This window comes from Paenibacillus tabacirhizosphaerae (assembly GCF_040812395.1).
Taxonomy (GTDB): Bacteria; Bacillota; Bacilli; order Paenibacillales; family NBRC-103111; genus Paenibacillus_E.
Window position 1 is genome coordinate 149,188 of sequence record NZ_JBFNXH010000003.1, and the last position, 26,152, is coordinate 175,339.

Consider the following 26,152-nt stretch of genomic DNA (forward strand, 5'->3'; position numbering starts at 1 on the left):
AATCACAAGTTTAAAGAGTCAACCCATTTATCTCTATCATACCTTATTTCGTTCTATTTCTTCTACTAACTCGGATAAATAAGTCCAACGCTCCATCGCCGACTCCAGTTCGGCAACGTTTTTCTGTTCTTCCTCATACAACTCCCGAACGCGATCGAAGTCGCTGCCAGCCGATTCGATCTGCAGCTTCAGATTTGTTGCTTTGTCCTCTAGTGCAGCAATCACGTGCTCGATTTCGTCCCATTCCTTTTGTTCCTTGAATGTAAGTTTCTTAGGGCGGGCGCCGCTGCCGCTAACGGTTGAAGCTACGCCAGTGCTTGCGGAAGACACGACGCTTGATTTCGGAATGGCTGCGTTTTTCAAGATTTCTTTGCGCGCTTGCTCCGCTTCTTCCTCTTGGCGCTTCTCCTCCAAATAATCGGTGTAATTGCCGATAAACGGCTCAATACGCCCGTTACCCTCAAATGCAAAGAGATGCGTGCAAGTTCGGTCCAAAAAGTATCGGTCATGAGAGACGGTAATGACGGCGCCTGGAAACTGCTCCAAGTAGTCTTCCAGAATCGTCAATGTCTGAATATCCAAATCATTCGTCGGCTCATCGAGCAACAGCACATTGGGCTCGCCCATTAACGTACGCAGCAGATAGAGTCTGCGTCTCTCGCCCCCGGATAGCTTACCGATCGGCGACCACTGCAAGGTGGGTGAGAACAAAAAGCGCTCAAGCATTTGCGATGCAGAAATCGTTTCACCATCCGAGGTGCGGATTTGTTCCGCAGCTTCTTTGATGTATTCGATGACGCGCATCTTCTCGTCCATCTCGACATTCTCTTGCGTATAGTAGGCCAGCTTGACTGTCTGGCCGGTCTCGATCGTGCCGCTGTCGGGCTGAATGCGCCCGGCGAGCATGTTCAGCAGCGTCGACTTGCCGCTGCCGTTCGGGCCGATGATGCCAAGGCGGTCGTTTGGCATCACGATGTAGCTGAAGCCGCTGATGAGCGGCTTCCCGCTGGTGTAGCCCTTGGTGATGGCTTCCAGCTCCATCACCTTCTTGCCAAGGCGGCTGCCTGCCAGCGCCATGTCGAGCTTTTCCCCGGGACCGTCGACCTTGCGGTCCCTTAAGTCCTCGGCGCGCTGGATGCGCGCCTTCTGTTTCGTCGTGCGCGCCTTCGCGCCGCGACGGAGCCAAGCCAACTCGCGGCGCAGCAGATTCTGCCGCTTGTCTTCGCTGGCGGCTTCGGATTCCATCCGCTCCGCCTTTTTCTCGAGGAACGCCTCGTAGTTGCCCTCGTAGGAGTAGATCTTGCCCCGGTCCAGCTCCAGAATGCGGTTGGTTACCCGCTCCAGGAAGTACCGGTCATGCGTAACAAGCAGCAAGGCGCCGCGCCACTTACCGAGGAACTCCTCGAGCCACATGGCCGTCTCGTTATCAATATGGTTCGTTGGCTCATCGAGGATGAGCAGGTCGGCGGGCTGGATCAACACCCGGGCCATCGCCACGCGTTTGCGCTGACCGCCGGACAACTGGCCGACGGGCTTGTCGAAGTCGCTGATGCCAAGGCGCGTCAGCACAGTTTTGGCCGTGGTGCTGGCTTCCCAGGCGCCGTGCTCTTCCATGCGCTGCTGGGCGTTGAACAGCCGCGTTTGTTTCTTCTCGCTAGCGGCATCCAGCTCCAGCTCGGCAAGTGCGCGCTCATAGTCGCGAAGCGTCTGCATGAGCGGCGTTTCACCGTGGAATACCTGCTCAAGCACCGTGGAGTTCGGATCGAACTCCGGGTTCTGCGGCAGGTATTCCACCCGAAAATGGTTCGCATGCGTCAGCTTGCCGCGGTCCGCTGTTTCGAGTCCCGCTAGCAGCTTCAGCAGCGTGGATTTGCCTGTGCCGTTTACGCCAATGAGCCCAATGCGCTGCTTTTCGTTCACCGTGAACGAGATATCATCGAATAGCACTTTGTCGCCATAAGTTTTCGTTATATTTAACGCATTCAATATATTCATACTTCAGCAGGCTCCTGGATATAAGCCGCAAGCAGCGCAGCCGTATTTACAATAGCATCCATATGCGTTCTTTCCATACTGTGTGACGCATGAACGCCTGGACCGACCAGCGCAGCGCGGATATCCCTTCCGCCTTTAAGTGCAGCAGACGCATCGGAACCGTAACGTGGATAAATATCAACCGCATAGCCAATTTCAAGTTTTTCGGACAACTCAATCATCTTCGATGTCATTTGATAATCATAAGGTCCTGATGAATCTTTCGCGCAGATCGATACATCTCGCTCGCTGCCGCTCAAATCGTCGCCAAGCGCGCCCATATCAACAGCGATCAATTCCGTAATATCCTCTGGGATAAAAGCAGAACCGTGCCCCACTTCTTCATAGTTGGAAAAGAACAACTTGATCATAAATGAGGGCTTTAGCCCCTCATCTTTTATTAATTTCAATAGCCCGAACAACGCAGCCACACTCGCCTTATCGTCAAGATGGCGCGATTTTACAAATCCATTTTCCTTCATTTGAACCCGCGGATCGAAGGAAATATAGTCACCTACACGAATGCCCAAAGCTTGAACGTCCTTCTTCGTCTTCACCCATTCATCGATGCGTACTTCCATATTCGCCTCATCGCGTTTAAACTCTCTGGCATCTTCATAAACATGCACAGAAGGTCGAGAAGTGAGAATCGTTCCCTCATAAGTGCGTTCATCGCGCGTATGAATTTGAACATATTCATTCTCAATCGCACCCATCATGAAACCGCCCAGCGAAGTAATTTTGAGCGTGCCGTTTTCCTTAATGGAGCGAACCATGGCTCCGAGCGTGTCGACATGCGCAGATATGCCAATAACGCGATCGTTCTTCTCGCCGGGAATAGATACGATACCGCAGCCTTTATTCGTTAAGATAAGCTCATACCCGAGTTTATTGACCTCATGCTTTACCTTTTGCATAATGTGATGGGTATAGCCAGTCGGACTCGGCGTACGCAGCAGCATATCAAGCGTTTCTGTCATGTAAGCTTGATTCAGCTTATTTTTCAAGCGGGATTCCTCCCTTTTCGTATTTAGCATCTATTTATAGTAATAGTAAAATTCATCAAAAATCCTCTTTAACACACAAAAACAGTGCAGCCTCATCATAAAGGATACTACACTGTTTTCCAGCGTTAATCAAACCGATTTAGCTGAGAAAGTCAACACAAACCGAGGTACCGTCCAAAACGGATTTCATATATATTAGTACTTCTTCGTGAAGCGGATGCGTATTATATACTTTCAAATCTTCTACGGATTCGAATTTTGTAATGAGCGCAATGTCATAGGAACGCTCCTGATGAAGGATATCTGTACCAACTTCAATGTGCTTAAGAACCGGAATTTTTCCTTCCATGTTTGCAAGAACTTGTTTTGTTGCCTGCACCGATTCGGGACTGCGATCTCTTAGCTTAAATAACACAACGTGTGTCAGCATTGTATACTCCCCCTAATTGGTTATTTTTGCGGACCATTCTTCCACGTTCCAAACTCTCGTTACCCATCCTTCATAAAACTCAGGCTCGTGGCAAACAAGCAGCACAGTGCCTTTGTATTCTTTCAATGCACGCTGCAGCTCTTCTTTGGCCACAACGTCCAAGTGGTTTGTCGGCTCGTCGAAAAGCAGCCAATTACTTTCCCTCATGAGCAGCTTGCAAAGGCGAACCTTAGCTTGCTCTCCTCCGCTCAGCATGCTCAACTGACGGGTTATATGCTCGTTTTTCAAGCCGCATCGCGCTAGGGCTCCTCTTACTTCATGTTGGTTCATGGATGAGAATTCGTTCCACACGTCATCGATTGGCGTTATATGGCCTGCTTTAACCTCTTGTTCAAAGTAAGCCGGAAACAAATAATCCCCGCGATACGTTTTACCGCTGTAGGGCTCGATTTTGCCGAGAATGGTTTTCAGCAGCGTTGATTTCCCGACCCCGTTACATCCTACGATGGCTATTTTTTCGCCACGTTCAATCGACACATTCATTTTCGGCAGCAGCGGACGATCGTAACCAATCTCCATTTGATCCGCTTCAAAAACAATTCTCCCGCTCGCCCTGGACTCTTTGAATATGAAAGTGGGCTTCGCAGCCGTTTCCGGACGTTCGATGCGCTCTATTTTTTCCAGCTGCTTTTGACGGCTCTTCGCGCGGCTCGATGTTGAATAACGAGCTTTATTTCGCTGAATAAAATCTTCCTGCTGCTTGATGTATTCCTGCTGCTTCTCATAGGCATCAATATGCTGAGCCTTGTTCATTTCAGCCATGTTCAAAAATTTCTCATAATTCGCCGTATACCGGGTTAATTTGGTAAATTCCAAATGATACACTACGTTAACAACTTCGTTCATAAACTCCGTATCATGAGAAATCAACATGAATGCGAATGGGTAATCTTTTAAATAAATTTTGAGCCATTCGATATGCTCGACGTCCAGATAGTTCGTAGGCTCATCCAGGAGCAGAACGGTTGGCTTTTCCAGAAGAAGCTTGGCCAATAGCACCTTTGTCCGCTGACCGCCGCTGAGGGAAGCAACGTCGCGATCCAAACCAATTGCAGTAAGACCGAGACCATTGGCCATCTCATCCACTTTGACGTCAAGCAAATAGAAGCCGCTCGCGTCCAGACGCTCTTGAATTTCACCCATTTCCTCCAACAAAACCTCAAGCTCTTCCGGCGAAGCATCACCCATTTTCTCAGTAATCGCCATCATGTCTTTCTCCTGCTCATATAAAGGCAGGAACGCATCACGAAGAATATCGCGAACAGTTTTACCCGGCGTCAGCACGGAATGCTGATCCAAATACCCATAATGAACCCGAGGTGTCCACTCAACTTTACCAGTATCCTTAAGCTGCTTGCCAGTTAATATATTCATCAACGTGGACTTGCCCACGCCATTTGCTCCAACAATACCGACACGCTCGCCAGCAAGCAGGCGGAAAGAAACATTTTTAAAAAGGGTGCGATCCCCGAAACTATGGCTTAAATCTTCAATTGTCAAAAGACTCATATAATAAATCTGAACTCCTATCTACTTAAAGCTGCCGTCTCTCGGCGAATTCTTATTATACCACTGTGTGCATCCGACAGGAAATAGCCAAATACGTATCGAAAGCGCTCACATTCAAGATTTCTTGGTAGAACCAGCCCATTCGATAAATAACAGAATTCAGGATCAGTGGACCTCCGTCCCAAAGAAGGAATTGATTATGCACATCATGAATGAGAAAAAATCCTGCTGCTAACCAGAAAATCCCAGATAAGCAGCGCACTTTTTACAATCGAAAAGTAAAATCAGTACGAACGATCCGTAGTGTGTCTCCATCCTTAAGCCCATACGCTTGGTAGGCAACCAATTGTTCCCCGTTCAAATAGGTCCCATTCGTTGAGCCTAGATCTTTTAGCCAAAACTCTTCACCTTCTTGACATATTTCAGCATGAAGTCTAGAGATACCCTCTTCGTCTATTGCACAATCGACCCTCATATTCGAGTCTCCTCTGCCCATTGTAAAAGAGGAACTTTCAACCGTATAGGTTTGCATAACGCCATCCTTCATCCATTCTAACCTTGTTCCCCTTGTACGTTTCGCCATCCTTCCCAGTAAGACAGTTGCGTTCGGATTAGGACTTCGAAGCAAGGTTGTATGTAAATGAAGATTTTGATAATGCAGTTGTATGTTCTCTGGTTGTGATGTTGGTTGATCTGTCGTATTTATTCGTTCCAAAATTAACCCTTCATCGGGCTGAAGGGTGTTGGTTAGGCACTCTTCTTTTTTAAAAAGAGGTAGCCCTATAAATTTTATCATCATCCACACATCGCAGAGCAAGACTGTTAATCCCGATGTCAGTTGAAATGACGCCATGGACGGGTAGGTCAAATAATTCTGCCATAAGAATGCCGTCAGCAATATGACTATTGCTAATGTAATCATTTGATTTCTTAACGAAATCTTTTTAAATGTACTTGATGTCTTTTTAGGTATCCTTTCTTGAAAGTTTTCCTTCTGCAAAGCCACTTCATTTTTATTCCAAATTGGCCTAGGCAAGCCAAGAGGCTGAGAATGAACGCTCTGCATTGATTCCTCCTCGCCTTTCTCCATCAACCGCTGTTGCTCCACAGTTCTAGTTCTAACACTTATTGCCTCGTTGTTATCCATAAGGCTGAGCAGCTTTAGTTTGTACGCTTGCATATCTGTAAGTTGTGCCAAAGAGACTTGCCAGCCGGCGACTATTGTCTGATCCTCATTTCTTACTTTGGTCATAAGCTGAGTGACCAACACTTGCAATGAAGTAAACACCGAATCTTTTTCTTCATGCTCATCTAAAGGAAGGTAAGTAAGAAAAACATCCGACCAATCGTTGCCAATGAAAATAAAATGTTCTTTCAACACGTACCTTGATGCATTTAGCATATAATTTTTGCTTTCGTCCAGTGCGCAAACTATCGCATATAAAAGTTTGGCAAGCTGTTGTCCAGATATCCCTTCCGCCTTAATGACATGCGCCAGCATACGTTTGGCAGACAGGTTATAGAGCAGGCTAATGCGAAAATCGACCTCCAACACTTCTAGTGGAAGAAGGTTCGGCACTTGGTTGGCCTCCAGCATGCGAAGCTGTAAATTGCATAACGCCTCATGAGCTATGCCTTCATCTTTGTAGAGCTCCATATAGTGTCCATGCCGGTATACAAAATCGTATCGTAATCCCCAAATTTCCTGAACCAATCGCGCACCTCTCTTATTGAAAAACTTCAAACCATGCAACTACAACGCCAGGGGCTACAGCGTACATAAACGGGAACTTCAGATTTCTTTGATGCTTCATACCTAGAATAGCTTCTTTATCTCCGTGAGCCACTATCGAGAACAACCAGTTAGCCAACTTTATTGCTGTTGCAAAAACTTGCTTTCGAACCAGAAGCAACAATAACCCAATTGCACCGGCAAATAAAATGGAATAGATCATGCACTGCACGACGTAAGTTAATCCCATCAGCGCACCTATAGCGGCAAACAACTTCACATCGCCTGCGCCAAGCGCACCAAGCAAATATAACAATAACAGCACTACAAAACCTGTTAATGCTCCCGTAGAAGCAAATAATAACCCTGCCCACCCTTGGACTATGCAATGGTATAAAAAACCGACTCCTGTTCCCACTATCGTAAGCTTATTAGGAAGTATGGACTTTCTCGCATCTGTTGCAAAAGCTACACCAATAAAAGCAAATAAGAAGAAATCAAGGATTGACATGCCATCCTCCCAAATTTATTTCCAAAAAACCATCCATGCAGAAAAGGCTAAACGCCCACCCATGCTCGTTCGATGGCTTTTTTTCTTAGAATAAGTGTCTGACTCATAAAAGGCAGAGGAAGTTTATATGAAATTTGAGCCTCAATGCCAAAATATGCACTGCCTCCTTCACTCAAACTTGGCAATGTGACGGAAATAACTTTGAATGTCTCTTTTCGGACTGCAGAGCTATCACAAAACGCGTATACAATCGGCGTAAACGCCGCATTGATTTGGGGCTTTACAGTTTCCTCATAAAACCGATCCCGTTCATCCTTGACCTTGCTTTCCCCCGACAATCGAGCTTCTTTTTCCCACTTCACTAGTTCAAGCAAGGCGTCTGGAATATAAGCGGCATATTCGTCAGCGAAATCCTCCGTTCCTATGACCTTACTTCTGGTAGATTGCACCCGATCAATAACTGAATTTATGATGTCTCCTGCTTGACTTTGATCGTAACGCGATTTGGCTTCTTGGACGAGCAGGCGAACGGGATATAATTGACCTGCAATCGATTTCGTTGCCTCGGCTACACCTGCTTGTAGTGCCATTTCGGCAACAGCAATTTGTATACAAATAATGAGTCCAATTACAAACGAAAGAAAAAATGGCAGCAGTAAGGAAGCTTCCAACACCATGCCACCCTCCTGCTCACGGTAAAATTTCTGGAGCATGGCCGCTCCCTCCTATTCTTTAATAGGCTGCCGCAGCGGTACTTGCCAATTGACAACGATTACCCTGAACTTTACACCCTAACAGCCCGGAACCTTCCATTAAATTCATGATCTTTGGTACGAACCATAGCCGTATATCGCTCGCCGCAGTACCCTGAATGTAAGTTGTTTCTTGAATTAAATCCTTGCCAGTCTGCAATTCGATGAGTGCCTGCATTCTAGCCATTAATTTCGTGTTATTGCTGTGCAAGAGCAGAAAAATACGCAAATAATCTTTGTAAGTAAGACTAAGTGCCGAGGATGTTATTTTAGCGGATAGTTCAACTGCGTCCCCTTTAATTAGCTTATTCATATCCTGAAAAGCCTTAAGTGCTCCTTCTGCAGCAGCAACTAAAAGCACTAACATGGGTGAACCGACATTTAGAAGCTCTTTTTCTGGATCTAGCAACGCCTCAAGTGTCCGAATGGCCATACGAAAAGAAAACATTTCCGCATATGCGGAAGACATATTAGCCATGCAGGAGGAAAAACCGTAAAGCATATATTCCACCTCTTGATTCGGCAATACGTGTGCTCCCGGATCTATCCGTTCATTCGATGATTTTGGCTGCCCATTGGGATCCTTTTCCAGCCCATACGTGCGATAGTTGAACTTTGATAAGGCAAACTCATTCACATAAAGCTCATCGCGAAGTGACACCGTTGCTTGGTTAAATGCATCCAGCATGCTCATCGATCTTAAACTGACGGGCTCCGCCTTTTCCAAATCATAGGCAATCTCGCTTCCAATACCCGTCTCTTGGGCATTCGCCTCTCGATATTTCTGGTAGTATCCATTCCCTGTCATGGAGGAGTCTTTGTTTCCCTGGAGCTTATTGTACAGCTCCCGTTCTCCGCTTTGTCCATTGAAAACACTGCATGCGCCTATTGACTGTCTGGCTTGCTCTAAAACGGCTTGAATTTTGTTTTTTTGCTCACGTTTGCTTTTAGAAATGGATTCATTCTTCTCCATTCTCGTTTTTTCCAATACACTCTGACTCGCATGAAACTGGCCTGAAAGTGTCCCATATGCATCGTTAGCGCGATTAGCCTTTGTTGTATTGTCGATAGTGTATAAATACACCGAGTCTACGACCTCTTCAAATGCACTAAAAAGTGCAGATAAACTTGCGACAGCAGTCTGGTAGTTGTAAAAATAATCATCTCCGAATACAACTACACTTTGAAATGCTTCTGATGCCTTCGATTTCTCGTTGCTTAATCGAGTGTTGATCCCACTCAACTTGTCACGAATTTCTCCATTGATCACCTTTGCTTTTCGTAGAGCTACTTCAATCGATTGTTGCAAATCAGATATAACCTTGCCATTTGCAGGAACCTCCAGTTTTGTTGCCGTGACTAATGCAGCGTATTTAATCAAGAGTTCTAACAATTTTTCCAACTCATTTTGCTTTTCGATGAGCACTTGCGCTTGCTCCTGCAGCGTTTGTTTCGACTTAAGAATGGATTGTATGGCTGCCACGCTTCCAGCACCCGCTTGACTAAGCGAAGCTAAGCTCCTATCTAGACTTGCCATTGAGTCTTGAATGGATTTCAATTGATCATTTACATTCATAAGGTTGGATTTTACTTCGTCGATCGTATGTAAACCGATCTGTGAAGCCAGATCATCAAGTTCAGCGATCCTAGCTTGGTAATAACTATGGTAGGTTGAGGTTTTCGTATACAGCTCCTCGCTGCTTTCCCATGCTTCATCTAACGCTTTTTCTCTCTCTTCTATCAGCTTTTCAAGTTCATCTGCTTCTAATGTAAATTGCGACCCTTGACTAAAAGGGATCGTTGTTCCGCTTTTTCGAAATTTATCCGTAATCTCAAGCGTAAATTCAATTGGCGCCTTGATTTTCATATCTTCCAGCACCTGTCTCCTAAAAATCACATGGCTTGCCAGCGAATAGACAGGCGTCACGCGCAACTTTTTTACTTCTGCTGCCGTGTCAATATAATGAAAACCACCAGGAGACACACTGCCTGACAGATTGCTAGCAAACACCTCGCGAAACATATTTTCCACGTCTTCCTGCGTCAAGCCAAGTCCATACAAACCTATCGCTTGCAGTTCGGGGTCATATGCCGACAGGACTGAGCGGGTGGCCGCCTTCACAGCTGAATCTGTTTCTTTTTCCGCAAGTTTAATTCTTGCAAAATCGATGAGTACAGCTTGAAATAAGAAAATCGGCACAATGATGAGAATCAGGTAAACCGATACCGCGCCTTTCTCAGAATGAATAAACGTTGGCAAAAACTCCCCCCTTTCTAATTGTGGATAACGACTACAATCCCCTTGCGCTCTAACTCCTTGCGAAGTTTATCCCCTGGCACCTCCTTGCCGTTGTCGTTCTTTCTAAAGAAATGCCACACGACTCCTTTCACTTGTGTGCCTTGCTGGATAAGTTCAATGTCCTTGGGCATCTGCTCTTCCCGAAGTTGTGCATCCGTTGCATTGTAAAAAGCTTGGTGGGCAATTCCATGGACGTCGAGGGCGTCTATCGTTCTGCTTTTACCTGAAGGTGTGGTTAGTACAACCTCCTTGCCCCCTACTAACGATTTTAAATAGGACGCTGCTTGACGCTCCGATTTGATGGTTACGGCAGGACCTGAAAGATTGCCTTGAGCAGGCTCTATAAGCGCTTCTTTCGCTTTTTGTGGAGAGATTCTTCCTTTAATCGTTTTGAAATAGGCGCGCGTGATATCAGTAAGCCGAATCAACTCTACGGCATCAATTACATGTGAAGTTCCTCGCCCATCCGCCTGCTCACGATCGAACCATCCTTTTAAAAAAGGCGGCATGAGGAAAGGTCTCTTTAAAATAACCTCGACTTTATGGTCAAGAATAGAGTTCGAATAACGAGCAATCCCTGACATCCCATGAGGCAACATTATCGACGCTTTTGCAAGCTTGTTTTCAACATGCCCGCTAGTTCCTGCCGTTACAGAAGGAAGAGCTATTTCCGAGGAACCTTTTGAGGCTAACAGCCCGAATAGATCTGTCACGCTATCTTGCGTTAACCGCCAATACAGTCCGTCGGTGTCACTTGGGTTAAAATTCCCGGACACCAGATCTTTGTGACTGTTATCCCATGTGAAAGCTAGGCGCTCAGCCGCCGTTCGCGCAGTTTGTTGAACGAGAACCTTCTGATACGCGTACATGCCAACAAATAACAGCATGATCGTGCACAACAGGATAATCGGAAAAACAAGGGAAGCTTCCAAAGTAAAGCTGCCTCCCTCATTAACGCTAAATTCCCGAAACCGTTTACGGCGCACAGCTAGTTGTGGGGCCTGGAATACATGGCGTTACCGTGCTGTTATCCTTCAAATCGGTATTCGCATCGCCAATCAGCTTTTGAAACCATGAAACAATCCACTTTCTAAAAATGATGGCGATTGCAACAAGAACCGCTACAATCAACAAAATTTCCAAAGTGCCAAGCCCTTCTTCATCATTCCAAAATCCTTTCAACCAGCTAAAAGCTGTTTTCATTTCATATTCCTCCTTTTTTTCTGCTCCACATGGTCTATTGTTTCATGATTAATAAGGCAGGGGCAGCAACGATTACCATGACCACCACAAAGATAAAAACCATCGGAAATACGAGCTTCGACGATGCTTCTTCGCCAAGCGTTCGAGAAACGGACTTACGTCTTTGCCATAACTCTAACGACAGTGCTTGCAGAGCTATCACAAAATCGCTCCCTCCTCGCTTATAATTCAGCATAAGTGATGAAGTAAATAACGATACTTCGTGAAGCGCGCAGCGTTTACTGAAATCGTCCATCACTTTTGCGAAAGAAACGTTCATTTCCATTTCGTGAACCGCTTGAGCCAGTTCTTTGTATAAGGGAGTTTGACTCTTATTGCTGCGCGCTTCTACACAGCGAATCCATGCTCGATTAACCGTTTCGCCTGCATTGACAAGAAGGACAATTGTGTTCAGAACCTCAGGCAGTTCAAGGATCATATGCTGCTGTTTTTTGCGTATTTTTGTATCAAGATCTCTTACCATGAGCATAGGTACAGTCAAAGAAACCAGAACGCCAAAACCGAACAATGTTTCATCACTGCTTGCGAGAACCGAAAATAACGTAAAAAGAAGCAAACAACCGGCTGCAGCAGAAACCAACTCCGCGAAAAACATTTTACTGCCATGCACTGCAAATCCCCTGCCATGCAGCGTAATCAGCTTGTGATGCACTTTGCCTGTGAAATCAGGCAGTTTCTCCATTAATTGAAGTTGATCTACGACAAAATAACTGGCCGGGAGCAGCCATTTAATCTGAAATGGATACGGGTTATCCTTTAGAAATACGCTGTATGTTTTGCGGCCCAGCAGATATAGAATGATACAAACTGACAGCTCCAACGTCCCTACAATTGTGATCCACATTCTACACCTTAATATTCATAATTTTTTGTATCACCCCATAGCAGCCCCCGAGAAGAAGCAAGCTTGCAGTCATGATGAGCACACCACTGCCCGTGTACAACGGTTCCATATATTCGGGCGAAGTAAAAGCAAGCACGGCAACAATAATAATGGGTGCGAATAAAAGCACTCTGGATTCGAATCTTTTTTGCGCAATCATGACCGAAATATCCTGTGTGATTTCCAGCTTCTCACCGATAACGCCTGCTGTTCGCTTCATGACCTCGACCAAATTGCCTCCTGTTCGCTTACAGGTCAGAAAAACATCCGTAAAACTCGTCACATCCTCCAAATGACTGCGTGTGGCAAAATTTTTCAGTGCAGCTTCGATAGGCTCGCCATTCTCGACCCTTCTGCAAATAATGCTAAATTCAACAACAACTAAGCAGGAAGGATCCGGGTACAAGACTTTTAAATCTTCCAATGCTTCGCGAAATGCGGATTCTATCGATTTCCCTGCCGTCATTGAGGAAGACAAACAGCTTAATGCTTGCTTGAACTGAACATGGAGCTTGTTTTTACGTATGCGAATGAGCTGCCGTCTCCGAATACTCGGAAAGACGAAACCCACCAGACCCAACAACAAAGCAAATAAGATACTCTTATAGAACACATAGCCTACGACTATAGCAGGCAAACCCAGCATGAGAACAGCAATTATTTTTTCTTTCGTTGAAAGCACATAGATATCATAATCGACGAGAGAACTTATACCTGCATTTGCTGGGGCAACTGCTTGCCCAGCTCGCAATATGATCTTCTTTCTCTCCAGCTTTATAAGGAGCAGCCAGCAGCAGGCACCCGCGATTACTGCAATCAGAAGCATTTTCATGAGGCCTCACCTGTAAGTTCATCCTGTGTGAACCATATCGGCAGCTGTTTGCCAGCCATTCGTATCTTGTGCATGTTATGAAGCTTATTGCCTGTGTAAGTGAGCTTTCCAATTACTTTTCGATCCTCAGCCTCGCCGGATTCCTCGAATAGGAACAGCGGATGCAATTGCACCTCTCCATTCACAACACCCAGTACTTCGTGGATTTCCGTTACTTTTCGTGTACGATCGCGAATTCGGCTTATGTGAATCAACACATCAAGCGCTGAGGCAATCTGCTTGCGGATGACTTCGATTGGAAGAGCCGCTCCGCTTAGCACCATCGTTTCCAAACGGCTTAGCATGTCGGAAGAAGAATTCGCATGGCCAGTACTTATCGAACCGTCATGCCCAGTATTCATCGCAGACAGCATATCAAGCGCTTCAGCTCCGCGAACCTCCCCAACGATAATGCGGTTTGGACGCATACGCAGTGATGAGCGGATGAGATCGCGAATCGTTATTTCCCCTTTCCCCTCTGTATTTGCATTTCGCGTTTCCATTCGTACCAGATTCGGTACATTTTGGATCTGTAGCTCAGCAGAGTCCTCGATGGTAATCATTCGTTCATCAGCTGGTATCCACGCTCCCAATGCATTCAGGAATGTCGTCTTACCCGAACCCGTCCCCCCGCCTATGAAAACATTAAAGCCCGATTCAATCATTATTTGCAGCAGCTCCGCAGCTTCCTTCGAAATACTGTCCATTCGGATTAAATCGTCCATGAGCATCGGCTTCTCTGGAAATTTGCGAATGGTTAGTGTAGGCCCGTTTAGCGAAGCAGGCGGCAGCACGACGTTCACGCGTGATCCATCCTTAAGCCTTGCATCAACGATTGGCGATCCCTGATTCACAATTCGATTTACCTTCGCGACGATCATTTGAATGAGATCTTCCAGCTTATCCGCACTCTCAAACGAGTACGGATAACGCTCCACAGCCCCTTTACGTTCAATAAAGATGTTTTCATGCCCATTTACCATGATCTCTGTCACCGATGGATCGTCTAGCAGCGGTTGGAGTACATCCAGTCCTCGGAATGAATGAAATATCCGTTTCACGCCTTCGAGAATTTCGTTCGAAGTCCAATCCTCTGAGGCGGATACCGTAAATACCGCTTCCTCAATAAGTTCCAGCAACTGCGCATCGCTTACCGTATGAGTAAGATCCAGCCGTTCCTTGATTTGCTGTTTCAATTCAAGAAAAAGGTCTTGTTTCATGAAGCAGCAGCTCCCTTTGTATCCAAGTCAAGAGCTGTTGACTTTCTTGAAGTACAAGCGGTGAAGATCTCATAGACTTGCTCCGAAAACAACACAGATTGCCAAATCTGCTCGGCAGTATGTATGATTTTCCACTCTGGGATGTAGGGCAGATAACCTTTCACCGGGTTATTCAATCCAGTAAAATCGTTCGCCAGCTTTCCTGTGTACTTATTCACAATAAGATGAACCTTATGCAAATTACCTATTTGCTTCAACAATGCTTGCGTTTTGAATACGTCGTTCAGATCGTCAAGCACGATCCAGAAGATGTGATCACTCAGCTCCAACGCTTTGACAATCCTTGGATGAACAGCTGCCTCCATATCAATGATGATATAGTCATATTGGTTTAGATGGACTAGCGCTTCAATAAAAATACGCACATCTTCTCCTGTCATTTCCTGCATTTCTCGGATGAGATCCCGAGGCGTCATGTAATCGACCCGTAATCGAGGATCATGCGATTTCAACAATTCCAGCTTAGGTGCTAACAATTCAGGCGTACTTCTCAAATAATATAAAATTTGCGAAAAACGTGTCGAATCTCCTTGCATCCACGCCGAGGCTGAACTAATAGATTCCAGGCTTAAATAAAACACACGTTCCCCACGAAACGATAGTTGCTTTGCCAAGTGAACTGCCGTTATTGTCTTGCCATTGCTGCCAACACTTCCGTATATGGATAATATTTGTGTACCTTTATGTCCGGGAGTAGAGGTAACCATCAGCTTTTCCCAATAAAAGGCGATGAGACGCGACAACAGCTGCTGCAGCGATTGAAAACGATACAGGAACGGTACCTTGACCTCCGCTTCCTGGGAATTTGTGATCGTTTCACTCAAAATAATTTTACACAAGGAGGCATGCGTATTCGTAAGCTGCGGATAATATACCTCCGACAGCAGCAGTATGCCGTCGAGTTGGGGATTTTCCATCAATTCGATCACATAGTCTAATTTTGTAAACAGCTTAACTTGAAGCCTTTCGGCAAACTCTGAAGTGCGTACGAACGCCGCTAATCGATCCGCATAGACCGTGTCGTCATCCAAAACATAAAGCTGAATTTTCGTCATCTAATCCTCCTCCCCACACTTTGAATTCAAGTGATCATCGTATACAATCCGCTGCCAATCAGCACAAAACCGATGACTGCAAGCACGATGACAATACGAATTGCAGTCGCAGACGCCATTCATCCCCCTCCTTAAAACACAAAAAAAGCACTCACTGATCAAGGAGATCAATCTCCATCATCAGCGGTGCTTCCGCTTGTTTTTTGAAATTAACCAAATTGTACCACATTTCCCCAAAAAATCAATCCCTTTTATTCCCAAGGATATTTCATGGTGAAAAAACCGGCCAGCTTCTTGCTTTCTTGTCTGCGAATACGCCGAATCTCCGCTCGCTGAGGCGCGGATTCATGAAGCTTCGTCTCTTCTTCGGTCTCCGGTACTACTTGAGGGATTTCAACAGGCTTTTTGTTGTCATCCAACGCGACAAAGGTAAGAAAGGAAGTTGCAGCAATTTTCCGGACGCCTGTTTTCAAATCTTCTGTAACCACTTTAACGAATACTTCCATTGAACTTGTACCTGTCCAGGTCACGAATGACTCCAGGCAGACCGAATCAGATGTATGGATCGGGTGCAGAAAGTCCACGGAATCCGTAGAGGCTGTCACAACAGATCGGCGGCAGTGTTTATGAGCGGCAATCGATGCAATGTCATCGATGTAAGACATCAATTTACCGCCAAACAACGTATTATGATTGTTCACATCCGTCGGGAAAATTCTTGACGTTTTGAAGCATCTGGATTCTCTGGCGTATCTTTGTTCCATTCTGTGCAACCCCTCTTATCATAAATTACTTGTATCATAACACAGAAACCTATCAACAGCGGTTATAACTTTCGCAGCATGTGTAATATAGTAGCACAAACTATTCAATCTAATGGGAGGTAGCCCCCTTGGAGCTGTTTCACTGCATTCCTAGCATAGATGATTTACCAGCTAAACAAAGGTACTAACCGAGCCGTTTAAACCGGGATAAGAAGCTTGGTTTATCTGTTCGCGATCGCTGGCGCAAAACCTCGATAGGGCATATCTCTCGCATCAAAGGCATTAAAGCATCGCTCAGCAGGTCCAATATTTGAGGCTGATCTTGAATGCATTCCCCTTTCCAAACAGCCCTCATTACCTCATCATAAGGAATCTCGGGAATCGCGCATAATGGTGGCTCAGGAAGTGAAACGGTCCAACCTTTGTGTAGTCTCCCCAATGAGCTTCTATTGGCGATATAACGCACTTTTTTACCCCGCTTGCGGTACGATTCAAGCATTTCTAGATGCGCTCGCGTGCTCGGTCGATTGCACTTGCCGGGAGAAGCATCAAGTACGACGACAATTTCATCGGCGCTGTGACATAATTCCTGAACTGCGGGATTCGCCCATCCTGTCGACACATCAACGATGATAACCGGCTTCTTGACCGCATGCAATAATTTAAATGTATCAGCAGGAAGCCACGACCCGCGAAAGCCTTCTGGGTGCAGGGGGACCCATGTCGTCAATCCGCTTGTCCATGGCGTGGGTGTGAGAGTTGTTTGTTCAGACACGGAATCTGTAGCAAATGTATAGTTATCGGGGGCCTTATGATCGCCATACAAAAGCATGTATAGATCAGGCTCAATCGCCGGGTGTTCAATCACAGCATGAGGAATTTGCCCTGCATGCAATATCCGAGCTATCGAAATGACCGTGAACGTAGACCCAACGCCAGCAAATAAACCTCCAACCACAATGAGCTTATCTGGCGTAGCAGTCCCATTTGCAGAATGATTGATCTGTCGTTCACCACCGAAACTCGAGCCGATTCCTGCCTTCTTCACCTGAGATTGAAGCCCGCGAAGTCGATGCTTCACCTCCATTGCGGACTGGCAGCGATGCTGCGGCTGCTCATGGAGAAGCATTTGAACCGTTGTCGTCAGTGCTTCCGGCAGTCCTTTTCGAATCTGCTCTAGCGGCTGCTGTGTGATGTAAGCGTATTGACCGCCTGATAATAAATAATATAGATTAGCTCCAAGCGTAAATAAATCGGACCGGGCATCCGTTTGCTGTCCGAGAAATTGCTCGGGCGCCGCAAAGCCAACCGTGCCAATTTGCATCGTATCCGATTGTTTTCCTTGGGTATAATGTCTGGCCACGCCAAAGTCAATAAGCCTTACTTGATCATGCTCGTTCAGCATGACATTCGAAGGCTTAAGATCACGATAAATAATCGGACGCGGCTGAAACGTATGTAAATAATGAAACAGATCACATAGTTGAAGAGCTATTCCTATTACTTTATCAACGGGCAGCTCTCGTCCTTTTTCCTCAAATAAATCATGCAAATTTGGACCTTCGATATAGTCCATGACCAAGAAGCAGCTGCCCTCGTCCGTCATAAAGTAATCCACCAGTTGCGGCAGTTGCGGATGCTGCAGTCTGGCGAGCATTTCAGCCTCCTCCAGAAAACAATCCAAATCAGCTTCAAATGGCAAACATTCCTTCACTGCCCACTTTTTCCCTTTCAACTTCAAATCTTCGGCTAAATACACATGTCCCATTCCACCTTGTCCGAGCAACGAGTGAATCCAGTATCTCCCCCCTATACGTGTTCCGATATATGATTTTTTGTTCGCTAAAATAAGTAAAAACCCCCCATCAAGTATGAATCACCTTGATTATAAGAGGGTTTCCAACAAAAATCTACAAAAATTTCCATTTTCTACGTCTTTTGCAAATAGAGCGTTAATTCCTCGCGATTATGAAATAATTGCTTCGCTTTAATAAGATAGAGCGAAGGCTCAAATATTTGCATGATCTCACGAATCGTTTGAAATGGTTTTTTGTGCATTAGCTTAACCGTAATGATCGCTGTTCCGCCACTCTGCAGCGCATAAAGCAAATCGGCGACTAGGCGTGCCATCTGACGAGGGTTCCAGCTCATATCGCAAACAAGCAGGTCAAATTCATCCTGGCGCAGCTTCACGTCACCTGCATTTTTCCTATGTATGGTCAGCATGGGCTTCCCCTGCAAACTAGGATGCATGGACGCAGGATCGATGGCCGTCACTCGCAGCCCACGTTCCAGCAAGAAGGAAGTCCATCCCCCAGGTGCGGCCCCGATATCCAGCGCGGCCCGCGCATATTGAAAATCAAGGCCAAATCGCTGCTCCGCTTCCAGCAGCTTGAACTTGGCCCGCGATATTTGATCCTCTTCCTTCAGAAAACGGATCGCTCCGCCTGACCAATCGGACAAATTATCGGCTGGTTTGGAGATGCCGGCAAACAGCTTGCTGGCGCTCACATATACTGAGATGATGGTATCCGATTGCTTAACGACTGGCTCGGAGCCCAGCACCGACACGATGACTTCATCCAGTGCCGCTTTCACCGCGAAAGGCGCGTACGGAACATTGGCGCGTTCTTCTTTACGCACTTGAACAGCTACTTTTTCTCCGGATCCGATGAGTCCTGAAGCATGCGCCTCTGATAGCCATACCTTCAATTGATCGATGTCGGCTTCAGTCCGGCTCAATTCCCACACTTGATGTACGGGTTGAACATGCCGAAGGAATATGGGCTCCTGCTCTTTCAGCGTCGTTACTACTTCTGTAGGGTCAGCAGGCACTTCGAATAGGAATACTTCGGTGGGCACCAGCAAAGTAAACTTGGCTGCAGGAAACAATCTACGAACTTCCTCTTGCGCATACTGGGCAGATCCATGATTCGACGTTCCGATATATTTTGCTAAAATTGTCATAGCCGCATCCTTTATAAGGTTGTTGAAAAGTCTATTCGCTTGGTTCAATCACTTTGATCCACGGACGTTCTTTGAACCAGTCTAACGTAATATGAACGCCAAAGGCCCTATACACATTCTCCGGTGTTAATACTTCTCTCTTCGGTCCCGCCGCAATCAGCTTGCCTTGTTCAATAAGTGCAACATGCGTAAATAAGGGTATGATTTCCTCAATATGATGGGTTACATACACCACCGTAATGTCCTGCTGGCTAAGATCGTTAATGTCAGTCAGCAGACGCTCACGCTCGTACAAATCAAGCCCCGCCGCAGGCTCGTCCATAATAAGAATAGAAGGCTTGCTCATAAGCGATCGAGCCAACATCACTTTCTTCCGCTCACCTTGGGACAGCGTTCCTAGCGGTTGGTCAGCCAGATGCGGAATACGAACCCTTTTCAAAATCGCCAGCGAACGTTCCTTCACTTCTTGAGGAATTTCCTGATAAAATCGCAAATACGCATATTCCCCTGTAGCTACAACTTCCCATACCGGGTCGGCAAGGTTCAGCTTTTCAAATAAAGATTGGGAAATATAACCAATTTTCTTGCGCACTTCACGCACATCGCACTGGCCATAACGGTTGCCTAACACCTCTACGGTTCCTCTGCTTGGGAATTCATAACCATTCATCATTTCAAGCAGTGTCGTCTTCCCTGAGCCGTTGCGCCCTAGCAAAACCCAGTGTTCGCCTTGCTGCATATGCAAGTTCACGTCCCTAAGGATGTGACGTTCTTCACGAATAAAATGAATACCGGATAAATGGATCATAATGACATCGTTTCCTTTCTATACTATCCACTTGCTCTCGTTTCATGTGCAATTTGCCAAAGTAAATCGTCCGGGAGCCGGTTAGGAAACAGCCTCATCTCTGGCGGCTTCGCATGATTCAACATTTGAAACATGTTTGTGCAGGCGGACGGACTGGAAGTATGAATATAAACCGTTCTAGGGAAAATTTGCTGCTGTACCATCCAAATGACCACATCCATACCCGTGTGCTGAGACCCCCAGCCAAGATCATGGTCTAACGAAAGAATATCCACATCGCAGGATTCGAGAATCAGTTTGCATTCATCCGCGGTTCTGGCTAATGTGAATCCTTGCGGACAAGGGCGCAGATCATCTAAGTACACATGAATCATCTCAAATCTTCCTTTCCGGCCAACATTCTCACATGCGCAATTTCGCTTCGATGCGTACCACCGCTCGCTGTTCGAGTTTCCAGGACGAAAGGAATGTGCTGCAATCGTTCCGAGGCTAGCAGCTGCTGCAAATTCCCGTTGCCGATATAACCTCTGCCGATATTTGCGTGACGATCCTTTCGGGAACCATATGGATACATGGAGTCATTGAGATGAACGGCTTTCAAGTGCGGGAGGTAATCAAGCTGTTCCGCCCTCGCTTCCAACTCCGTCCAATCGTCACCGCGCCATAATCCGCTCGCAAACGCATGGCATGTATCCAGACAAAAGCCGATCTTGTCAGGATGGTCGCAAAGCTTGCGGACCTGCGCCAGTTCTTCTAAGGTCAGCCCAAGCTGGGCGCCCTCTCCGGCTTGATTCTCCAATAATATCAAAGACGACCCCCGATAATCGCGAGTCGCGCTATTCAAACATTGTATTATATTTTTGTAGCCTTGTAACGAGTCTTTTCCTACATATTTTCCAAAATGAACCACAAGACCTACCGAACCGCAAGCTTCTGTAATGTGGAGTCCGTTCAATAAAAGCTGTACCATAAGACTGCGTTCCTCTTCATCGACGGCAGGATTCAACGGATAAGGCGCATGTCCAATCGACAGCATTTCATGATTCTGACAAAATTGAGCGCAAGCCTCGGCATCACGAGCGTTCACTTTTTTGGTCGCCAGACTTCTCGGGTTCATCGGAAAATATTGAAAGGCGTTGGCGCCTAAGGAATAAGCGAGCTTAGCCGCTCCTATATATCCGCCTCTTGTACTGACATGAGAGCCAATGAACATCGGTTTTCAGCCCTTTCAGGTCTGACAATGATTGCAATAAAAACATTTCCGGCTGGATACTTCGTCTTTCACTAGCGGATGTCCACAGCGCACACAAGGTTCACCTTCCCGATCATAGACACGACACCTCGCATCGAATCCACCTGTTAAGGAATCCCCTAAGAATAACGGTGACTCCATGTACCCGCCAAAATGAATAGCCTCAGATAAAACAGAACGAATCGCTTGATATAAACGGTACATTTCATCTTCTTTCAGTGATGGAACTTTCCGAAGCGGAAGCATGCCCGCAATGAAACAGATTTCATCCGAATAACAATTGCCGATCCCGGCGATAACCGCTTGGTCGACTAATGTAGCTTTAAGATTGCTCTTCTTCCCCTTCATAATTCCCCGGAAAAATGTGTGAGTAAACGTGGGTGTCAGCGGTTCTGGTCCCAGTTTGCTAAGAAAACTTTCCACTCCTGGGATATTATGAAGATGTAAGTACCCTAGCCTCAACCCAATAAAATACAAACGTTGATTTCCGAAATGAATCACAACCTGCGTCGTCCGATTCGGCTTCTGTTCCTCGGATCCATAAAACATCCATCCCCCCAGCATGAGGTGGAGAAGAAGCACCTCTCCAGAGGCCAGAAGAAACAGCAGATGCTTGGCCCTTCGGTCTATCCGAACAATGCGGTTCCCGACCAGCTTTTGTGCAAAATGGTCCTGTTCCACATTTATAGATTTTGGGCGATGCACTTCTACGCCTGTTATGACTTCACCTTGGACCAGTGGCGTCAATTGTTGACGATAGGTTTCCATTTCTGGAAGCTCGGGCATGACACGGTCTCCTTGCCTTTTCTACCTTGTATAACCAAAAGGGATAGAACGTATACCGCTTTAAGAATAGCAGCATGCCGCCAAAGTCTCACACTGAATAATACCGCTAAATTAAGCCTTCACTCACATAGATCGGCTTCATTCGGGGCGTTTTCGGCTTCGGTGTGGTTCCTTTAGGCGCTCGCTGCTGCGTCTGCGCTTTTTCCGATTTATGCAACTTTTCTTTCAACCGCCGAATGCGCCGTTCCAGAGCTTCCTCAGCTTGGATATGCTTGCTGTCACTGCGCTGCAAAGAGCGTCGGCGCCATAGTTTGGCCCAAGCCTCTTCTGCATAAAATAGCGCTTGATGCATATTTTTCTCACGATGTTCGAAATACATCGCCAGCTCCAGATAAGCCTCCAGTTGCAGCGCAATGCTGGCGCTTTTGGCCTCTATCCATCGCTGCCATAGCGCGACTGCCCGGTTATAGATCGCTTTTTTCTTATAAAAAGCTGCTAACAATAACACGATAGACTCCTCATCGGAGTGTGTAAAAACTTTGGCCTGATGTGTTCCACCGTGAGATGAAGACAGCGTCTCAGGTTCATGAACTAACCTATCAAAGAGCGTATCCAATACGGATTCTGCTAATGCCGTTTTTCCCATTTTTTCGAGCCATAACCCTGTTCGAAATTGTTCTTCTAGTTCTATATCATCACCGAACAAGGCCCTAGACGGCTCATCCCCGCCTTCCGCCTCGTGACTAACCGAACCGCCCAACAGTTTGCCAAAGTGGATGGAAAGTGCCGCTAAAGTCACAATATCATGCTCGTTATGTGTAAATACACCTTGCAGCACTGCGGGATTTTTCTCCGCTAAATACTGAAAATAGAGCGTCGGCGCCATCGATCCGGGCACATCGTCCACACGCTCGAAACCGAGACGGCTCTCCTCGACCTTACTTAACCGGCATGAAGGGAGCGTGTTCCGCCATAAGCTGCGTGATGCATACAAGAGATCTAGCTGCAACAGCTTGGAATCGTTCAGCTTCAATCGATTAAGCACGTAGCGATTTTTCAAAATCGGCCAATCGAACGTGCGACCGTTGTAGGAAACAATATGCGTGAATCGTTCCAGCAGCTCCTGCAAGTAAACAAGCATGGCGTGCTCCTCCGCCGGATTGCGAATGAAAAGCTGTTCCACCGTGAACAGCTCTCCGGTGTAGTAGCCAATGCCGACAAGGAACGGCACGTTGCCTGTACCGACGCCAAGTCCGGTCGTCTCCGTGTCGAAGAACAGCAGATCTTCGGCACGGACGACAGCGTCACGATCGTGAAAGCTGCTCAGCTCCTGGACATGATCGGTGAGCTCGCGCAGCCTGTACTTGCCGTGGATGCTGTCCGCGCCGTACGTCCGGCGCCGCATGACGAATGAGCCCGCCGGGCTCGCCGCCACATGGGCGCCAAGCAGCGCCCACTCGCCTCCTGCCGCAGGCAGGGCCGGCGCTGCCACTGCTGCCGCCTCAGGACTTCGGAGGCGGCTTAGTCGCTCGCGGAGCCCGCTCACCGGGCACCGCCTTCGAGCTGCGACAGCAGCCCCAGGGCGAGCTGCTTGCCGAGCAAGCCGACCTCCTCGATCGGCCCGACACAGGCTGGGCAGCCGCTGAGGCAGCCGCACTCTGTGATCAGGCTGCGCGCCTGATCCAGCAGTTGCCCGTGCACCTCGTACAGCCGATCGCTAAGACCGACGCCGCCCGGATAGCGGTCGTAGAAAAACACAGTCGGCATTTTGTTATGCACGGCTTTTACCTGTGGAACAACCCTAATATCCATCGGGTCGCACATCAAATAAAGCGGAGCAAGATGAGCCAGTACGTTCGCAATGCCGAGAAGCGCGTGCTGCATATCATTCGCCGAACGGCCTGCAGACATCGTCTCATCGAACGTGAACCAATATGAGCTTGTATGCATCTCTTCCTCCGGCAAACGAATAGGTCCAGATCCTATGTTCTCATGCGTGCGCAACCGGATTTTTTTGAATATCGTCGGCTGCGCATTGACGGTCACTTCGCCTAGCTGTCGCAGCAAACCAGCCGATTGTCCTTCCCTATTCACATGAAGCACCTTCAACTGCACGGCCATACTAGCGTCTGTATAGTAATCCACATTCACCTGGCGTACATAGGCCTTCTTCTCTTCATAATCCAACTTCTCCACTTGGAATTGAATCCCTTCATGGATATAGATCGCTTCCTCATGGATAAGCGTCGGCGCGCTAAACCGGTCACATTCACCAATGACGCGGTGTCCGTTCGTCATATCGATAATGATGAAGTTCTCCTGTGCCGCCGAACGCAGCGATATATTGTGAGCGGGAAACGATTGTTCCATCCAATACCAGCGGTCTTTAACTTGATGCAGCACCTGTTCTTCTGTCAGAAATTCTAAAATATCCGTTAGCTGCTCATCGCCAAATTTCTCGTTTGCTTCGAATGGCAGCTCATAAGCTGCACATTTCACATGATCGACTAGGATCATCAGATTGTCCGGATGAATAAGTGCCTGCTCCGGCGGACGCTCAAAGAAATACCGCGGGTTCTGGATCAAATATTGATCCAGCGGATTACTGCTCGCAACGAGTATCGTCAGCGAGGTCTCCTGCCGCCGTCCGGCACGCCCGGACTGCTGCCAAGTGCTGGCTATCGTACCCGGATAGCCATTGAGCACGCACGCTTGCAGCTGGCCGATGTCGATACCTAGCTCGAGCGCGTTCGTGCTGACAACGCCGCGGATTTCCCCGCTGCGCAAGCCCTTCTCGATCTCCCGGCGCAGCTTCGGGAGGTAACCGCCGCGATAACCGCGAATCGATTTGCTGCCCAGTTCGTGTGCCACAAGCTCCTGCAGATAGGTCAGCAAAATCTCCACTCGTACACGGCTCCGCGCGAAAACAATCGTCTGGATCCCGCTTCGCAGCAGCATACCCGCCAGCTTACGAGATTCCAGCACCGAACTCTTGCGAATGCCGAGCTGCTGGTTCACAACCGGCGGATTGTAGAACACGAAATGCTTCTCGCCAGCCGGAGCTCCATTATTGTCGATAAGCGACACGCTTTCGCCGATCAATCGCTCCGTATGCTCCTTTGGATTATCAATCGTTGCGGAAGCGCAAATAAACTGCGGCGTCGACCCGTAGAATCGACAAATACGCTTCAATCGGCGAATAACATTCGCCACATGGCTCCCAAACACACCGCGGTACGAATGCACCTCATCGATGACGATGTAGTTCAAATTCTCGAATAACTTCACCCATTTCGTATGATGGGGAAGAATGGCCGAATGCAGCATATCCGGGTTCGTCACGACAATATGCCCGGCATTCCGGATAGCCTGTCTGACCGTCGGCGGCGTATCCCCGTCATACGTATGCGTCTTAATGTCGACTTCCATAAAATCGACCATTTCCTGCAGTTCAGCGACCTGATCTTGCGCGAGCGCCTTGGTCGGAAACAAATACAACGCGCGCGACGCGTCGTTCTCGAGGATTTTTTGCAGCACAGGCAGGTTATAACAAAGGGTCTTGCCTGAAGCAGTCGGCGTCACAGTGACAACATGATTGCCAGCAGTCGCTTCCCGGAACGAAGCCGCTTGATGCGTATATAGATGGTGAATATTCTTATGCTCGAGCGCAGCACGAATACCCTCATGCAGCCCCTCTGGAAAAACGTCCAGCTTCGGGTCGCGCGGGGGTATTGTATGCCAATATGTAACCTGGGACATGATCTCTGGGGATCTGCGTATCCAGTCAATCATTTCTGAAATGGAAGAAACTTTACCTGTTAAAGGATTCATGAGTCGAATCTCCTTACCACAACGTTTCTTTCATTTTACAGAATACACGTTCGTATGT

23 protein-coding genes are annotated in these 26,152 nt (G+C 47.2%); all 23 read right to left on the reverse strand.

The genetic code is table 11. The annotated features are described in order from the left end of the window. Positions 1–36: 36 nt before the first annotated feature. On the reverse strand, positions 37–1,995 hold the full coding sequence (locus tag ABRS97_RS06440; protein ID WP_367812155.1) for an ABC-F family ATP-binding cassette domain-containing protein: 1,959 nt from the start codon (positions 1,993–1,995) through the stop codon (positions 37–39). Beyond that, the gene (locus ABRS97_RS06445) at positions 1,992–3,014 is read right to left on the reverse strand and encodes a M42 family metallopeptidase (RefSeq protein ID WP_483312426.1); all 1,023 of its coding nucleotides are present in this window, start codon (positions 3,012–3,014) and stop codon (positions 1,992–1,994) included. The genes ABRS97_RS06440 and ABRS97_RS06445 overlap by 4 nt, the downstream gene beginning before the upstream one ends. Positions 3,015–3,180: 166 nt before the next feature. Further along, entirely contained in the window at positions 3,181–3,471 is a 291-nt protein-coding gene (locus ABRS97_RS06450; RefSeq protein ID WP_367812159.1) for a Dabb family protein, read from the reverse strand. Between the two features lie 12 nt (positions 3,472–3,483). Further along, a complete protein-coding gene (locus ABRS97_RS06455) occupies positions 3,484–5,040 on the reverse strand; it encodes an ABC-F family ATP-binding cassette domain-containing protein (RefSeq protein ID WP_367812161.1) in 1,557 nt (518 codons plus the stop codon). A 265-nt stretch (positions 5,041–5,305) separates the two neighbouring features. After that, entirely contained in the window at positions 5,306–6,754 is a 1,449-nt protein-coding gene (locus ABRS97_RS06460) for a DUF6382 domain-containing protein (protein ID WP_367812163.1), read from the reverse strand. Between the two features lie 13 nt (positions 6,755–6,767). Continuing rightward, positions 6,768–7,283 carry a prepilin peptidase gene (locus ABRS97_RS06465; RefSeq protein WP_367812165.1) on the reverse strand — a complete coding sequence of 172 codons (516 nt, stop codon included), beginning with the start codon at positions 7,281–7,283 and terminating at the stop codon, positions 6,768–6,770. Between the two features lie 47 nt (positions 7,284–7,330). Further along, positions 7,331–7,996, reverse strand: a complete 666-nt coding sequence (locus ABRS97_RS06470) for a TadE/TadG family type IV pilus assembly protein (protein ID WP_367812167.1) — start codon at positions 7,994–7,996, stop codon at positions 7,331–7,333. Between the two features lie 19 nt (positions 7,997–8,015). Then, positions 8,016–10,295 (reverse strand): hypothetical protein, encoded by a 2,280-nt coding sequence (locus ABRS97_RS06475; protein WP_367812168.1) that lies wholly within the window; start codon positions 10,293–10,295, stop codon positions 8,016–8,018. 14 nt (positions 10,296–10,309) lie between these two features. After that, entirely contained in the window at positions 10,310–11,266 is a 957-nt protein-coding gene (locus ABRS97_RS06480; RefSeq protein WP_367812170.1) for a TadE family protein, read from the reverse strand. A gap of 43 nt (positions 11,267–11,309) precedes the next feature. Next, the gene (locus ABRS97_RS06485) at positions 11,310–11,537 is read right to left on the reverse strand and encodes a Flp1 family type IVb pilin (protein ID WP_367812172.1); all 228 of its coding nucleotides are present in this window, start codon (positions 11,535–11,537) and stop codon (positions 11,310–11,312) included. A 34-nt stretch (positions 11,538–11,571) separates the two neighbouring features. Further along, entirely contained in the window at positions 11,572–12,441 is an 870-nt protein-coding gene (locus ABRS97_RS06490) for a type II secretion system F family protein (RefSeq protein ID WP_367812173.1), read from the reverse strand. A gap of 1 nt (position 12,442) precedes the next feature. After that, a complete protein-coding gene (locus tag ABRS97_RS06495; protein ID WP_367812174.1) occupies positions 12,443–13,312 on the reverse strand; it encodes a type II secretion system F family protein in 870 nt (289 codons plus the stop codon). Next, positions 13,309–14,571: a TadA family conjugal transfer-associated ATPase gene (locus tag ABRS97_RS06500; RefSeq protein WP_367812176.1), complete on the reverse strand. Its 1,263-nt coding sequence runs from the start codon at positions 14,569–14,571 to the stop codon at positions 13,309–13,311. Before ABRS97_RS06500 ends, ABRS97_RS06495 begins: the two co-directional genes overlap by 4 nt. Then, on the reverse strand, positions 14,568–15,686 hold the full coding sequence (locus tag ABRS97_RS06505; RefSeq protein ID WP_367812178.1) for a P-loop NTPase family protein: 1,119 nt from the start codon (positions 15,684–15,686) through the stop codon (positions 14,568–14,570). Before ABRS97_RS06505 ends, ABRS97_RS06500 begins: the two co-directional genes overlap by 4 nt. A gap of 251 nt (positions 15,687–15,937) precedes the next feature. Further along, positions 15,938–16,450 (reverse strand): acyl-CoA thioesterase, encoded by a 513-nt coding sequence (locus ABRS97_RS06510; protein ID WP_367812180.1) that lies wholly within the window; start codon positions 16,448–16,450, stop codon positions 15,938–15,940. A gap of 184 nt (positions 16,451–16,634) precedes the next feature. Further along, positions 16,635–18,236: a serine/threonine protein kinase gene (locus tag ABRS97_RS06515; protein ID WP_367812181.1), complete on the reverse strand. Its 1,602-nt coding sequence runs from the start codon at positions 18,234–18,236 to the stop codon at positions 16,635–16,637. A 143-nt stretch (positions 18,237–18,379) separates the two neighbouring features. Beyond that, on the reverse strand, positions 18,380–19,417 hold the full coding sequence (locus ABRS97_RS06520; protein WP_367812183.1) for an SAM-dependent methyltransferase: 1,038 nt from the start codon (positions 19,415–19,417) through the stop codon (positions 18,380–18,382). Between the two features lie 31 nt (positions 19,418–19,448). Continuing rightward, positions 19,449–20,225, reverse strand: coding sequence for an ABC transporter ATP-binding protein (locus ABRS97_RS06525; RefSeq protein WP_367812185.1), 777 nt, complete (start codon positions 20,223–20,225; stop codon positions 19,449–19,451). Positions 20,226–20,248: 23 nt separating this feature from the next. After that, a complete protein-coding gene (locus ABRS97_RS06530; protein ID WP_367812186.1) occupies positions 20,249–20,599 on the reverse strand; it encodes a cyclic-phosphate processing receiver domain-containing protein in 351 nt (116 codons plus the stop codon). Beyond that, entirely contained in the window at positions 20,596–21,438 is an 843-nt protein-coding gene (locus ABRS97_RS06535; protein WP_367812188.1) for a deoxyribonuclease IV, read from the reverse strand. The genes ABRS97_RS06530 and ABRS97_RS06535 overlap by 4 nt, the downstream gene beginning before the upstream one ends. A gap of 15 nt (positions 21,439–21,453) precedes the next feature. Continuing rightward, positions 21,454–22,263 (reverse strand): bifunctional DNA-formamidopyrimidine glycosylase/DNA-(apurinic or apyrimidinic site) lyase, encoded by an 810-nt coding sequence (gene mutM, locus ABRS97_RS06540; protein ID WP_367812190.1) that lies wholly within the window; start codon positions 22,261–22,263, stop codon positions 21,454–21,456. 106 nt (positions 22,264–22,369) lie between these two features. Next, positions 22,370–23,809, reverse strand: coding sequence for a ribonuclease H-like domain-containing protein (locus ABRS97_RS06545; RefSeq protein WP_367812192.1), 1,440 nt, complete (start codon positions 23,807–23,809; stop codon positions 22,370–22,372). Beyond that, positions 23,806–26,094, reverse strand: a complete 2,289-nt coding sequence (locus ABRS97_RS06550; protein ID WP_367812193.1) for a DEAD/DEAH box helicase — start codon at positions 26,092–26,094, stop codon at positions 23,806–23,808. Before ABRS97_RS06550 ends, ABRS97_RS06545 begins: the two co-directional genes overlap by 4 nt. Positions 26,095–26,152: the final 58 nt, after the last annotated feature.

Coding starts and splice junctions, on each gene's coding strand:
- ABRS97_RS06530 (WP_367812186.1), bottom strand. CDS start 20,599: ATGATTCATGTGTACTTAGATGATCTGCGCCCTTGTCCGCAAGGATTC.
- ABRS97_RS06485 (WP_367812172.1), bottom strand. CDS start 11,537: ATGAAAACAGCTTTTAGCTGGTTGAAAGGATTTTGGAATGATGAAGAA.
- ABRS97_RS06550 (WP_367812193.1), bottom strand. CDS start 26,094: ATGAATCCTTTAACAGGTAAAGTTTCTTCCATTTCAGAAATGATTGAC.
- ABRS97_RS06525 (WP_367812185.1), bottom strand. CDS start 20,225: ATGATCCATTTATCCGGTATTCATTTTATTCGTGAAGAACGTCACATC.
- ABRS97_RS06520 (WP_367812183.1), bottom strand. CDS start 19,417: ATGACAATTTTAGCAAAATATATCGGAACGTCGAATCATGGATCTGCC.
- ABRS97_RS06495 (WP_367812174.1), bottom strand. CDS start 13,312: ATGAAAATGCTTCTGATTGCAGTAATCGCGGGTGCCTGCTGCTGGCTG.
- ABRS97_RS06490 (WP_367812173.1), bottom strand. CDS start 12,441: ATGTGGATCACAATTGTAGGGACGTTGGAGCTGTCAGTTTGTATCATT.
- ABRS97_RS06445 (WP_483312426.1), bottom strand. CDS start 3,014: ATGACAGAAACGCTTGATATGCTGCTGCGTACGCCGAGTCCGACTGGC.
- mutM (WP_367812190.1), bottom strand. CDS start 22,263: ATGCCCGAGCTTCCAGAAATGGAAACCTATCGTCAACAATTGACGCCA.
- ABRS97_RS06510 (WP_367812180.1), bottom strand. CDS start 16,450: ATGGAACAAAGATACGCCAGAGAATCCAGATGCTTCAAAACGTCAAGA.
- ABRS97_RS06505 (WP_367812178.1), bottom strand. CDS start 15,686: ATGACGAAAATTCAGCTTTATGTTTTGGATGACGACACGGTCTATGCG.
- ABRS97_RS06500 (WP_367812176.1), bottom strand. CDS start 14,571: ATGAAACAAGACCTTTTTCTTGAATTGAAACAGCAAATCAAGGAACGG.
- ABRS97_RS06450 (WP_367812159.1), bottom strand. CDS start 3,471: ATGCTGACACACGTTGTGTTATTTAAGCTAAGAGATCGCAGTCCCGAA.
- ABRS97_RS06455 (WP_367812161.1), bottom strand. CDS start 5,040: ATGAGTCTTTTGACAATTGAAGATTTAAGCCATAGTTTCGGGGATCGC.
- ABRS97_RS06465 (WP_367812165.1), bottom strand. CDS start 7,283: ATGTCAATCCTTGATTTCTTCTTATTTGCTTTTATTGGTGTAGCTTTT.
- ABRS97_RS06535 (WP_367812188.1), bottom strand. CDS start 21,438: ATGTTCATTGGCTCTCATGTCAGTACAAGAGGCGGATATATAGGAGCG.
- ABRS97_RS06470 (WP_367812167.1), bottom strand. CDS start 7,996: ATGCTCCAGAAATTTTACCGTGAGCAGGAGGGTGGCATGGTGTTGGAA.
- ABRS97_RS06440 (WP_367812155.1), bottom strand. CDS start 1,995: ATGAATATATTGAATGCGTTAAATATAACGAAAACTTATGGCGACAAA.